Annotated in this window: 11 protein-coding genes; 8 read left to right on the forward strand and 3 right to left on the reverse strand. The window is 34.2% G+C overall.

Translation table 11 applies throughout. The features are described from left to right. Positions 1 to 12: 12 nt before the first annotated feature. Positions 13 to 1,704, reverse strand: coding sequence for a lysine--tRNA ligase (gene lysS, locus BST92_RS09470; RefSeq protein ID WP_105071229.1), 1,692 nt, complete (start codon positions 1,702 to 1,704; stop codon positions 13 to 15). A 160-nt stretch (positions 1,705 to 1,864) separates the two neighbouring features. On the opposite strand from lysS, the gene BST92_RS09475 reads away from it, so the two are divergent. The 4 genes from BST92_RS09475 to BST92_RS09490 all read left to right on the forward strand — a co-directional run bounded on the left by BST92_RS09475 (position 1,865) and on the right by BST92_RS09490 (position 4,408). Continuing rightward, the gene (locus BST92_RS09475; RefSeq protein WP_081923490.1) at positions 1,865 to 2,020 is read left to right on the forward strand and encodes a YqaE/Pmp3 family membrane protein; all 156 of its coding nucleotides are present in this window, start codon (positions 1,865 to 1,867) and stop codon (positions 2,018 to 2,020) included. A 79-nt stretch (positions 2,021 to 2,099) separates the two neighbouring features. Beyond that, entirely contained in the window at positions 2,100 to 2,483 is a 384-nt protein-coding gene (locus BST92_RS09480) for a hypothetical protein (protein ID WP_105071230.1), read from the forward strand. Positions 2,484 to 2,551: 68 nt separating this feature from the next. Then, positions 2,552 to 3,247 carry a lipoyl(octanoyl) transferase LipB gene (gene lipB, locus BST92_RS09485; protein ID WP_105071231.1) on the forward strand — a complete coding sequence of 232 codons (696 nt, stop codon included), beginning with the start codon at positions 2,552 to 2,554 and terminating at the stop codon, positions 3,245 to 3,247. An 81-nt stretch (positions 3,248 to 3,328) separates the two neighbouring features. Continuing rightward, the gene (locus BST92_RS09490; protein ID WP_105071232.1) at positions 3,329 to 4,408 is read left to right on the forward strand and encodes a DNA topoisomerase IB; all 1,080 of its coding nucleotides are present in this window, start codon (positions 3,329 to 3,331) and stop codon (positions 4,406 to 4,408) included. Between the two features lie 8 nt (positions 4,409 to 4,416). Here the strand turns inward: BST92_RS09490 and BST92_RS09495 are convergent, their stop codons facing one another. Together BST92_RS09495 and BST92_RS09500 are read right to left on the reverse strand one after the other, a co-directional pair. Then, positions 4,417 to 6,846, reverse strand: a complete 2,430-nt coding sequence (locus tag BST92_RS09495; protein ID WP_105071233.1) for a hypothetical protein — start codon at positions 6,844 to 6,846, stop codon at positions 4,417 to 4,419. Positions 6,847 to 6,908: 62 nt separating this feature from the next. Beyond that, on the reverse strand, positions 6,909 to 7,508 hold the full coding sequence (locus tag BST92_RS09500) for a ribonuclease HII (protein WP_105071234.1): 600 nt from the start codon (positions 7,506 to 7,508) through the stop codon (positions 6,909 to 6,911). 221 nt (positions 7,509 to 7,729) lie between these two features. Here BST92_RS09500 and BST92_RS09505 point away from each other — a divergent pair, with 221 nt between their 5' ends. From BST92_RS09505 to BST92_RS09520, 4 genes are all read left to right on the forward strand, one after another. Continuing rightward, on the forward strand, positions 7,730 to 9,700 hold the full coding sequence (locus BST92_RS09505) for a putative porin (protein ID WP_245910898.1): 1,971 nt from the start codon (positions 7,730 to 7,732) through the stop codon (positions 9,698 to 9,700). Between the two features lie 179 nt (positions 9,701 to 9,879). After that, positions 9,880 to 10,866 (forward strand): NHL repeat-containing protein, encoded by a 987-nt coding sequence (locus BST92_RS09510; RefSeq protein ID WP_105071236.1) that lies wholly within the window; start codon positions 9,880 to 9,882, stop codon positions 10,864 to 10,866. A gap of 100 nt (positions 10,867 to 10,966) precedes the next feature. Further along, on the forward strand, positions 10,967 to 11,251 hold the full coding sequence (locus BST92_RS09515; protein WP_146105138.1) for a hypothetical protein: 285 nt from the start codon (positions 10,967 to 10,969) through the stop codon (positions 11,249 to 11,251). Between the two features lie 40 nt (positions 11,252 to 11,291). Next, positions 11,292 to 13,769: a TonB-dependent receptor gene (locus BST92_RS09520; RefSeq protein WP_105071238.1), complete on the forward strand. Its 2,478-nt coding sequence runs from the start codon at positions 11,292 to 11,294 to the stop codon at positions 13,767 to 13,769. Positions 13,770 to 13,790: the final 21 nt, after the last annotated feature.

Consider the following 13,790-nt stretch of genomic DNA (forward strand, 5'->3'; position numbering starts at 1 on the left):
AATGATTCAGGTTTATATAGTTTTGATAATTAAAGAATCATCGGTCTTTTCTACTTTGGTGATTTTTTTTGCGTTTAAGCCTTTTATAGCCTTATCCCATTTTTTATTACTTAAGCTTACTTGCTCTTTAAGCTCATTTAAATCCATTTCTGTTTGTTTTTTAAGAATGTCAAAAACGGTTTTTTCATCTTCAGTAAGATCTAGAGCTTTCTTCTCAGGTTTCATTTGAGGGAAGAATAATACTTCTTGTATAGAAGGATTATTGGTTAAGAACATGATCAACCGATCCATCCCTATTCCTAGTCCACTAGTAGGTGGCATACCGTATTCTAGTGCTCTTAAGAAATCCTGGTCGATAAACATTGCCTCATCATCGCCACGATCACCTAGTGCAACTTGCGCTTCAAAACGCTCGCGTTGATCAATTGGGTCATTCAACTCAGAGTAAGCATTTGCGATCTCCTTACCACACACCATCAATTCAAAACGTTCTGTAAGTTCTGGATTATCTCTGTGTGCTTTACATAGTGGTGACATCTCTTTAGGATAGTCTGTGATAAAGGTAGGTTGGATATAGTTTCCTTCACACTTTTCTCCAAAGATTTCATCGATAAGCTTTCCTTTACCCATTGTGGCATCTACGTCTATTCCTTCCGCTTTCGCGAAAGCGTATAACTCAGCCTCACTTTTTCCATCAATATCAAATCCTGTAAAATCAATGATCGATTGACGCATGGTTATTCTAGGATAAGGTGCTTTCCATTCTATTGTTTGATCTCCAAACTGACTACTTGTTTTTCCATTAACAGAAACAGCACAATGTTCTAAAAGGCGCTCTGTGAAATCCATCATCCAGTTGTAGTCCTTATAAGCGACATAGATTTCCATTGCGGTAAACTCTGGATTGTGAGTTCGATCCATACCTTCATTACGGAAGTTTTTACTGAATTCATATACACCATCAAATCCACCAACGATTAATCTTTTTAAATATAATTCATTTGCAATACGCATATAAAGCGGTATGTCTAACGAATTGTGATGCGTTATAAATGGACGTGCAGCAGCTCCACCTGGGATAGGTTGTAGTATAGGAGTTTCTACTTCAAAATACTCGCGGTCGTTAAAAAATGTGCGCATGGCGTTGAAGAGTTTTGTACGTTTTACAAAAACTTCTTTTACCTGTGGATTTACCACTAGATCTGCATAACGCTGGCGATAACGCATTTCTGGATCTACAAATCCATCATGTACTTTACCTTCTGCATCAACCTTAGGTAATGGTAATGGTTTCAATGCTTTAGTAAGAAGTGTGAATTTTTTAACCATGATGGTCATTTCTCCCACCTGTGTTTTAAATAATTCACCTTCTATACCTATAATGTCACCTATGTCTAATAATTTTTTATAAACATCATTATACTGTGATTTATCATCACCTGGACAGATTTCATCACGATTAAAATATACTTGTATACGGCCTTCACTATCTTGAAGCTCAGCAAAAGAGGCAGCTCCAGCAATACGTCTAGACATTAAACGTCCTGCGACGTTTACCTGTTTACCTTCCTTGAAATCTGCTTTTATAGATGTAGAGGTATGATCTACTGGATATAAAGCTGCAGGATAAGGATCAATTCCCATCTCACGCAATTTGCCTAGTTTCTCGCGGCGTATGATTTCTTGTTCAGAAAGTGGATTCATGTCTTAATTTATTAAGCTTGCAAAGATAACTTGCTTACATGGTGTAACAAAATTGTTTTTGTGCAGTCCTATTTTTAGTCGCAGTTTTAAATTGTGACTGAAGATTATTTACTCTTAAGGTGATAATTTAATTATTTTCAACTGATTACTATATAAAATTATGAGTTTCTGGCGTGTATTACTCGCGATTATTTTTCCTCCATTATCTGTTATAGGGAAAGGATGCGGTTCTATTTTAATTGTTTTTATACTAACTTGTCTAGGTTGGGTTCCTGGAGTTATAGCTGCGTTAATTATTTTGAATAAAAATAACTAGCCTTTATAAGCAACCTATAAGTTAAATAAGCATCTATGATGTTGTAAAAGCATTACCTTTTATATAATCGTCCAATTTAATGAAACGTCTTATTTTTTTATTTATCGCAGTGGTTACTATTATTTCTTGTTCGATTGAAGAAGATTATAATACGTTTATTGTAACTAACAATTCTAGTGAAGAGATTTATATCGCCTTTGATTTTGATAATTCTGTAATTTCTTCGTTTGAAGATTCTAGTCTTGAATCTTCAAGATTAATTCAATCCATGAGTAGTAGTTTATTTTCTGTAGATGAAAGTGTCTTTTCTGGTAATACAGATTTGACGCTTATTATTATCAGTAAAGATGTGTATGATACAAATTCATGGCAAGATATCGTGGATAATCAACTATTTGATGAGCGATATGATTTAACCTTGAGTGAATTAAGAGAATTAAATAATGAGATTGTCTACAACTAGAAAAGTCTTATTTCTTTTTTAAGATACTAGTCTGATAGTTTTATGGCTGCAAGTTTTACCTTTGCCATATGAATAAACAAGTGCAGTTTAAAGATTTGGGTCGCAAGGATTATAAAGAAACTTGGGATCATCAAGAGCAACTTTTCAAAGATATTATTGATGTAAAAATTAAGAATAGGAGAGAAGATGCAGGTCTCGAAACTGATAATCATTTACTTTTTGTAGAGCATGATCACGTTTATACACTAGGTAAAAGTGGTGATTTAGAAAACCTATTAGCTAACGAGAGTTTACTTAAAAACATAGGAGCTACTTTTTACAAGATCAATCGTGGTGGCGATATTACTTACCATGGACCAGGACAGATTGTTGGTTATCCTATACTAGATTTAGAAAACTTCTTTACTGACATACATAAGTACTTACGTTTCCTTGAAGAGATTTTTATTAAAATTCTAGCAGATTATGGTCTTAAGGGAGAACGTAGTGATGGCGAGACAGGTGTATGGCTAGATGTAGGAACTCCATTTGCGCGCAAGATTTGTGCTATGGGTGTACGAGCTAGTCGCTGGGTGACCATGCATGGGTTTGCATTTAATGTAAATGCTAACCTAGGCTATTTTGATCACATCATTCCATGTGGTATTGAAGATAAGGCCGTCACTTCACTTGCTGTAGAACTAAAACGTCCAGTTGATGAGAATGAAGTGAAAGAGAAAATTAAAATGTATTTCTCAGAACTTTTTGAAGCAGAACTAGTATAAACAATAGTTTTAATAGCTAATTGTTTCAGAATTAGCCTTTTTTTATGTTTTAAAAGTAGGATTCTGTTCTATTTTTAAAACATGACTTTATCACCAGATCAAATAAAAGAATGTCTCACTCAACCTGAAGCAGCTGCTCAACTAGCAGATCTTGTGTATATACATAATGATCATTTAAATATTTATCGTAAAAAATATGGTAGAGGATTTACCTACTTAATTCATAACAAGGAACGACTGGTAGATAAAAAGCAGCTTAAAAGAATAAAATCTTTAGTGATACCGCCGGCATGGCGAGAAGTTCGTATCAGTGAATTACCTAATGGTCATTTACAAGTAGTAGGTCGTGATGATAAAAATAGAAAAGTCTATTTATATCACGACATGTGGTCGTTATTACGCAATCAAACTAAGTTTTTTAAAATGTCAGCTTTTGCAAAGGCATTACCTAAAATAAGAAAGAGATTGGAAAATGACCTCGATCAAGATGGGATGCCACAAAGTAAATGTCTAGCTTTAGTTTTAAGCATCATGGATCAAACCTATATAAGAGTAGGAAACCAATATTATGCAGATAAGAATGATACCTATGGTTTATCAACGATGCGTACTAGGCATCTTAAAAATACTAATCAAGGCATTCAATTCTCATTTATAGGTAAAAAAGGAGTTCAACAAGAAACTAGTATTGAAGATCCAGATCTAGTGAATCATATCCATCAATGTGAAGAAATACCAGGATGGGAATTATTTCAATATTATGATGAAAATGGTCAACATCAATCTATAGATAGTGGAATGATTAATGACTATATACATGATGTTGCAGGTGATATTTTTAGTGCAAAAGATTTTAGAACATGGGGTGCTACTCACGAGTTTTTTAAGAACCTAACAGAGTTAGATCACTATCAAGATGATAAAGAGTGTGAGAAAAATATTTTAAAATCGTATGACGCTGCTGCAGATGCTTTAGGGAATACAAGAACGGTTTGTAAAAAATATTATGTGCATCCACAGCTGCCAGAATCTTACAGAAATGGATCTTTTAAAAGTTATACACAGAAACTTAAAAAATTAAAGGATAGCGAGTTTTTTGAAGCAACTGAGAAATGTGTTCAAGAAATTATAGCAGATTTTGAAATCAAATTTAACACCTAATCTACATACTACCACTTATAGATGATAATGTCATCACCGTCTAGTGTGGCTAGTAAATTGCTTTTAGATCTTGCAACGGCCGTGTTGCCGCTACCATAAACAGGAAAAGAATTTAAAATATTCCCATTTTTATCTAGCAAATAGACTAGATTCTCACCAGAATCTATAAGATGAATAAACTCTTCTCTAAGTAGTTTGTCCATTTTGGCTTTAGAATAAGTCCCGTACGGTAATTCTATCGTTTTGCCGTTAATTGTCAGCTTATTGTTGTTTTGAATTAGTTCTACACTCTTTAAGGCTATGTAGTGTTCAGTATCAGTAAGTTTTTTGCCAGAATCTGTTATTTTACCGGTTGTAGGGTTTAAATAGATCAGTTTGTCATCATCTAACATTTTTATTAAGTTTTTCTGAAAACTCATGGTTCCTACCAGTTGAACATTCTCTTTAACTTTAGTTCTTATTTTTCCTGTACGGTTGAGTAGAGAGATAGTATTATCCGCTTTCGCGAAAGCGATGTAATCACGACTGCCTACTCTATAATGCTGTGGTTGACTTATGATCTCTTCCTGATCTTTATACTTAAAACCTTTTACTTCATTACCACTAATGTCATACATGGTAAGCATTTTACCATGTGTTATTAAAAAGCGATAATTACGATTATTATCATAGTCAAATACGCTGAGTGGCTGAGTAATACCACCTTTAATCTTAATAGGGTATTTGTTCACATCATTACCATTGCGATCTAGGTAATAGACGGATTTATTAGTGCTGAATGCAAGTTGTTTGCGTCCATTTTTATAGCCGTCTACCGCATTTATCTCACCTATTATAATAGCGTCTAGATCCTTGCTCCAGTATTTTTTACCAGTGTCTGATATTAGGTGTAATTTAAAGTCCTCATCTTGAAAAGCGACATCGTGTTTCCCGGTAAGATGATTAGGGAATATAAATGGACCTGCGATAATTTTGCGTGGTGATTTAAAAGACCCAGATTGAACAATGCCGCTAGATTGAATACTAGCGTCTAATTGTGGTATACTGGTGTGGTAGTGAGCATAACCCTTTTCATGCACATATTGACTGACCATAAAAGGGTAATCTTTACTCGATACTTTATTGATGATTTTAGAGTCATCGTTATCTGTAACAGATTCTTGAATATTACTTAAACTGGTAAAGTACATAAGTGTGCTAGAATCACTTATATTATTAGATAAATCTTCCCACCAGGCTTGTTGTGATAAAGCAGATTTGTTTTGGTAACTGACTATAAATTCCTCTGGAGCAGTAGCTGTGGTTGATAGTATTAAAAAGTCTTCTATAACGGTAAGGAACTTATAGTCGTTAACAGGTAGTAGTGGTTGCATACCAGCTGTTTTAACGGGTTCTCTTAGTTCATAGATAGTGAAATTGCGATAGTCAAATTTTGCACTTGTCGCACTGTCCATATCCATAAATAAGGCCTCAAACGGTTTAAGTGAAAAGACCAAAGCTTCTGTTTTAGGTAGTGCCACTTGCGCTAGTTCTGTGCTATTGTCTAGTATTAATTGTAGGGTCTTATCTAGTTTAGTGGTGTTATCATTGTAATAGTCGATCTGTTTGTGTAATTTATTTATGTCATTATATGTGACAATCACCGCTTGATTAACATTACTAGGTATGATCGCAGGTAGACGGTTTTGTTGTGCTTTTAAGTCATTAAAAATCGCATGGAATTGCTGTGATGAATCTGCATAAGTGAATATACCGTCAATGTTAAAGGCATGATCTGTTTTACGTGGTTCTAATTGAAACCAGTGGCCTCTAATTTTAGAACTATTAGATTTTTGCTTTAATAAAAAATGCTGTAACCAGTCTTTTTGAGAACCGTGAATGTAAATACTTAAATCTGCTCCAGATGTGCGATTATAAATGGATGCAAATTGAGAATCAAAAACATAATCATCAACATTGCGACGTATCAAACTTTCAATAACTAATCGTGAGGTACTTGCTATATGGAATCCATTATGATTAAGATAATAATATGGTATATCATGTGTTGAATCTTCGGCATAAGTTATCTGATCATAAGTGTGGACGGACATGCTGTCTGCTATTACAACTTTACTCTCTATGAGGTCAGTAATTAAAGTTATGGCGATGTTGTCCTTACCTTCAGGACTGATGGCGATAATACTTTCTCCTTTAAGATCATAATCCATCAAAAAAGCACTTGCATTTGTTAACTCTTGGATGCGCTTTAAATCTTTAACTTCTTTTAAAAGGGCGCTAGAGGAGAGTACATCACTTAAGTTTTTTATATCATTAGTTGCTACGATTATTTTAGAATCAGTAGGAATGCGATTTAAAATCTGTTGATTAACGGTAGTATTATCGTTACAGCCTATTAAAAAAAGGCTAAGAAAAAGTACGGCAATAAGGCCACGCATAGTTTAAGTGTTTGTACAAAAATAGAAAGATAATTTACGATAACGTTACAGTTTGCAATAAGTTATAGATCTACCTTTAACTGATCTGGTAAAAGTTTAAAAGTCATTCTATGGTATGGAGTAGTGCCGTGTTCTTTAATGGCTTCTCGATGTTTTTTTGTTGGATAACCTTGGTTTTTATTCCAGTCGTATTGTGGATATTCCATAGATATATTTTCCATGTAATCATCACGGTAGGTTTTGGCCAGAATTGATGCTGCGGCAATATGTAAGTACTTACCATCTCCTTTAATAACTGTAGTGGCAGTGATATTTGCATATGGTTTAAAACGGTTACCATCAACCGCTATATGTTCTGGTCTTATTTTTAGCCCATCAATAGCCTGGTGCATGGCTAGAATGCTAGCATTAAGAATATTGATTTTATCTATGGTATCCATCATTACATGAGATACGTGATAGGCGATGGCGTGCTCTTCTATTATGGTGCGTAGTTGATATCTACGCTTACGCGAAAGCTTCTTACTATCATTTAATAAATCACTTTTAAAATTAGGTGGTAAAATAACTGCGGCAGCAGTCACAGGTCCAGAAAGGCAACCTCTACCAGCCTCGTCAGTACCACATTCAACAATATCAGGATGTATTTGATTTAAAAGCATATGCTAAAATAGGAATTATTGTTAAAATTAATTTGTGATTACAGTTGAGAAACTACTTAAGATTTGAGATCGATGACCGATAATATGTTTATGACCATTTAACATACAAAATTTAAAACCTTAACCTAGTGCTTGAAAAACTTGTGATTATCGTTTTTCATAATAGGACCACTTTAAACGCGTTATTATGTTTACTTTTGATGCCTTGAGCAGCTATGCACATGAATAAGAATATATTACTCTTTTTACTATTACCGCTTTGGGCTTGGGCTCAATTGCCTACTCAAACTACAACTAGTGGTCTTAATAACAATCGGCCTCAATTTGGTAAAGAAAAAGATTTAACGGTTGAAGGTGAAAAACCGCCTATTACAGATTATTTAATCATATCGCAAGATCGTGATACTACATTTGTAGACACGACTCTTACTATGGCCAAGGATTATAAATATAATTACTTGCGTCGTGATGATTTTGAATTAATGCCTTTCCATAATATAGGTAGACCATATAATAGTTTAGGGAAAAATTTTGATTTTGATTTATTGACTCCACGTATAGGTGCTCGAGCAAGGCATGCTAATTATATAGAAATAGATGATGTTCTTGATTATCATGTGCCTACACCTCTCACAGAGTTATATTTCAAAACGGTTGTGAATCAAGGTCAGCAATTAGATGCTCTTTTTACGACAAATGTGTCACCAGAATTGAATTTTTCTATATCATATAAAGGTTTACGTAGTGCTGGTAATTATGTTAATACACTTACTAGTACAGGGAATTTTAAGTTTACCACTAATTATGTTTCAAAAAGTAAAAAATATAGACTGAGATTGCACACTGTTTTTCAAGATAATTTAAATCAAGAAAATGGTGGTCTTAATCCAGAATCATTAGAAGGATTTATAACAGGTAATGAGGATTTACAAGATCGTGGCAGGTTAGAACCTAATTTAACAGATGCCACTAGTTTTTTAGAAGGAAAACGATATTATCTTAATCACGATTATGAGATTTTAGGCGATAAGGATTCTACTTCCTATTACAGTGCACGGGTTTATAATACAGCTTTCTATGAAGATAAGCTTTATCGCTATGAAGAAAATAGTGCTAGCAATAGTTTTTTAGGAGCTTCATACGTGAGTAGTAACTTAAGAGATCAGACAGATTTAGAACAAGGCGCTTTAGAGGCTGGAATTACTTATGATCACTATATACTAGGTTATTTTAAAGCTGGTGTTGTAAGGCAAGAATATAATTATGGTTATAATAGAACGTTAGATTTAGGCCCAGGAAATTTTATTACTAATAGATTAAAGGGTGAATTATATCAATTCAAAGGTGCCTTTGAAAAACGTATAGGTAAGTTTGATATTAAAATAGCTACGGGAATAAATGTTGCTGGTGATTTAGATGGGCAGTATCTTAATGGTAGCGCTCGTTATGCTTTTAAAGACGTGAAGATTGATGCCGGTATTGCAATTAGCTCTAGAGCGCCAGATTTTAACTATCAATTATTTCAAAGTGATTACGTAAACTATAACTGGCAAAATAATTTCAGTAATATAGAAAAACAGCAGTTAAGCTTTAACGTACAATCAGAAAAATATTTTGATTTAGATATCAGTTTTACAACCTTACAAGATCATGTGTATTTTGAGGAAAATAATGTGCTGAATTCTGATAACGAAGTGACCGGTTATAACTCACGACCTGTTCAAGCTTTAGATGATATAACTTATTTAAAAATAAAAGCGCACAAGGATATTAGATTCTTGAGATACTTTGGTTTAGACAATACCATTATGTATCAAAACGTTTCTCAAGGATCAGACATTATTAATGTTCCAGAATTTACTACTAGAAACTCCTTATACTACAAAGATCGACTGTTTAAAAATGCCCTTTTATTACAAACGGGTCTTACTTTAAAATACTTTAGTAGCTATTACATGGATTCATATGATCCTGTACTAGGAGAATTTACGGTACAAACAGATCAGGAATTAGGAGCGTTCCCAATGGTCGACTTTTTTGTAAATGCTAAGGTTAGACAAACACGGATCTTTTTTAAGTTAGAGCATCTTAACCAGCTATTTGCTAGTGGCGACAATTATTTTAGTGCTCCACGTACTCCATATCGCGACTTTACTGTCCGTTTTGGTGTAGTTTGGAATTTCTTCTTATAAGTACTTCTTCTTACTATTCTAAATTTTATCTTAAAGAATGTTAATTTATGGGTTTTTGATCTGCTTTAGCGACAGTAAAACTGTTGAAATTGTTAAAACTGATTGAAATTAGTCATTTTTATAAAACCATAAGAACTGTTCTAGCGTACATATTGTAACTAACAATAAATAGTACAACTATGAAAAAGCAAATTATTGCCATCGCAGTATTAAGTTTAACCATTTTCTCATGTTCAAATGACGATGATAATGGAAACAGTAACCCTAAAAGAGCTGAACTATATGCAACTAGTACAGCAAATGGAAACATAACCGTATACGACTTTTCTACCGGTGCCAGTCCTTCCACAAGCACACTAACAACAGCTTCCACTTCAAATGAAGGTATTCAATATAGCGCCGCTGCTGATGAGCTTTATGTAGCCTCCCGTAGCTCATTCAACTTAAATGCTTACTCAAATATAGAAGCACAGCTTTTAGGAACTACAACAGCGATAGTAGGTGTAAATGGTTCTATTGATTTTACAAGTCCTCGAGCTCTTGCAGTAAGTGGAAATAGTGTTGTCGTTGCAGATAATGGTAACAATCAATTATTTGTATATAATAGAACGTCTAATGGTCTTTCTCTAGCAAATACTTTTGATATTTCTTTTCCTGTATGGGGAATTGAATTTGTAGGCAACGATTTATATGTCGTAGTTGATACAACAGGTGATCTTGCAGTTTTCAATAACTTCTTAAGTAACTCAGCAGATGGAGCTCTTGCAGCTTCAAAAAGAATTACCATTGAAGGGATAGTAAGAACACACGGTATTGCTTATGACGCATCAGATGATTTATTAATCATGACTGATATAGGTGATGCAGGAAGTGACTCAGATGGTGGTTATCATCTTATTGAAAATGCAACTTCTCAAATTTCAGGAGTAGCAAATGGCGGTACATTAGCAGTAGCATCTCAAACAAGAATCGCTGGGTCTAACACCTTATTAGGTAACCCAGTAGATGTGACATATGACACAGATGCAAATGTTGTTTATATTGCCGAGATTGCAAATGGTGGTGGTAGAATCCTAGGATTCCCAGTAACAGCAACGGGTAATGCAACGCCTATGGTAAACAATATGTTGACATCTGCTAGTTCAGTAGATTTCTACAATGAATAAAAAGGAATGATGAATTTTTTAAAAGCTGCTATTTTATAGCAGCTTTTTTTATGCCTTTATTTAGAATTAATTAAGAATTAGTATTCTATATTTGGCATTGATGAAAGCTAGATTGTTCATATCGCGTCTATTGCTAGCCATTTTTGTAATGGTTCAGCTATCTGCATTGCATGAATTGCAACACGATGATGCATCGCACAATTGCGATATTTGCATGATTTCTCATGATTTTCAATCTCAATCTTATCAATTAGCAATAACGACCACAGTTTGCTCAGTAATAGAAATACCTGTTATTCAAGATAAGGGTGATGAGTATTTTGCTTTCGCGAAAGCGTCCTATACACCTTTACACATTTCCATCAGGCCACCGCCAGCTGTATAATCCCAGTATTTTTTTTACGATTAACAGTTAATTTACTACAATGAAAACACTTACATTGTGGTTGCTCATAATGCTTTTTGCAGCACTATGGTCAACTGCACAGGACTGTGCCTACACATTAGAAGGTACTGTCAAAGACTATCATGATAATAGTTCACTAGAACTGGCAACAGTTTATATAGCAAATTTACAGAGAACAGTAAGTACTGATGTGAATGGTTCTTTTAAAATAAAGGACTTGTGCGCAGGAGTTTATTATTTATCAATTGCCCATATCGATTGTGAGCCTAAAAAAATTACGGTTGACCTTACGAACTCTCAAAAAATTGAAATTTTACTAGAGCATCATGTTGAGGATCTGCAAACTATTAAAGTTATTGCAGATGTACACGATGATCACAATAATACACAGTCCACAACGCGTATCAAGAAAGAAACGGTACAAAATTATAGTGGAGCAACTTTAGGTGATGCTTTATCGAGTGTTGCTGGTGTTAGTTCATTAAAAACCGGGAATAGTGTAGTAAAGCCTGTAATACATGGTCTTTATGGTAGTAGAGTAGCTATAGTTAATGATGGAATCCGTCAACAAGATCAAGAATGGGGAATTGAGCACGCGCCTAATATAGATGTAAATACTGCAAGTAGTATACAAGTGATTAAGGGAGCAAGTGCTTTAAGGTATGGTGGTGATGCGATAGGAGGAACAATAATAATTGAACCAGCTAGAATTATATCAAAAGATACTTTAATAGGAACAGTTATTAGTCAGGTGCAGTCTAATGGTCGTGGTGGTTCTATTACTGGATCATTAAATAACTATCGCAAATCGGGCTGGTATCAACAAGTCACGGCTACTTATAAAAGATTAGGCGATTATGAAGCACCAGATTATGTATTGAGAAATACTGGTAATGAGACAACTGCATTAAATCTAGGGATAGGTTTTAAGTCATTTGAGTATGGGGGAAATTTTAAATATTCTTATTATGAATCATCTTTAGGGATTTTAAGAGCTTCTCATATAGGAAATGCAGCAGACTTAGTGCGCAGTATTAATTCTGGAACACCTACGGTCATTAATGATTTTACTTATGCTATCGATGTCCCAAGGCAAGAAGTAGCTCATCATAGTTTGAGATTTAACGCTTTTAAAAGGTTTGCTAGTCTAGGAAAACTTGAGGCAGATTACTCGTTACAATTTAATAATCGAAAAGAATATGACATAAGACGTGGAAGTAATGCTGGTAGGGCGTCTTTGGACATGGATTTAATTACACATAACGCTTCATTAAATATATTATTGGATGCTAGCAATACAACCACAGTAAATGTAGGGATAGATGGAATGTATCAAGTCAATACACCAGATGCTAATACTGGTGTACGTCGATTAATCCCTGATTATAATGCAACAAAGGTGGGAACTTATCTTAGTGTTAATCATCATCTTAAAGATAATTGGATTATAGATGCTGGTTTAAGATTAGACTCATATAAAATAGATGCAGATAAATTTTATTTTCAAACTCGCTGGGAAAGTCTAGGCTATGACCAGCAATTTCCACAGTTTGAAATAAGAACAGAAGGAAATCAATTACTTACTAATCCTGTTTTAGATTATGGTCTATTTGCTTTTACAGCAGGGACTAAATATTTCTTTAATGATCATTATGATCTTGCTGTTAATGTTAGTTCTGCAAACCGTGCACCTAACCCTAGCGAGTTGTTTAGTGATGGACTACATCATGCTCTAGCGACGATTGAATTAGGGAGATTAGACCTAGATAAAGAGCAATCTTATAAATTTAATACCACTTTCCATGTAAATCATGGAAAGCTTGACCTGGAATTTAATCCTTATCTAAATTTTGTAAGTGATTTTATTCAGTTAGTACCTACCTCAATAGAGACCACGACTCGAGGTGCTTTCCCAGTGTATCAATATGAACAACTGGATGCGAGATTATGGGGAATGGATGTAAGTGCGAGTTATAATTTTTATAGTAAACAGCCTGTAAAGCAAACAACTGAAAACGATCTGGTTTATAAAGTCAAACGTTTGTTGAATTTTAATTCGCAGTTTTCTTATATACATGGAACTGATATTGACGCAGATGAGCCTCTTATCGATATGCCACCAGCACAGTTCAGTAATACGATAACTTGGTTTAATGCTGTGAATACAGGATTAGAATTTTACTTAACAAATCATACTGTGCTGGAGCAAACACGATTTCCTAATAATAACTATGAAGTAAATGTTCCTTTAGAAACAGGTGGTTTTGAAATGCGTGAAGTAAACATTTCACAGCCACCGGCAGCTTATAGTCTATGGAATGCTGGAGTGAGTTATAGTTTTTTCTCTAAGAAAAATCCAAAAGTCAGAAAATCTCTTTTAAAACTCAGTGTGCTAAACATATTTAATACCAGCTATCGCAATTACCTTAATAGACAGCGCTTCTATGCTGATGATGTAGGTCGTGATATTCAACTTCAATTCATATATAATATTTAATAATAAACCATAATAACAATT

Origin of the sequence: Nonlabens arenilitoris, assembly GCF_002954765.1 — a bacterium.
GTDB lineage: Bacteria > Bacteroidota > Bacteroidia > Flavobacteriales > Flavobacteriaceae > Nonlabens > Nonlabens arenilitoris.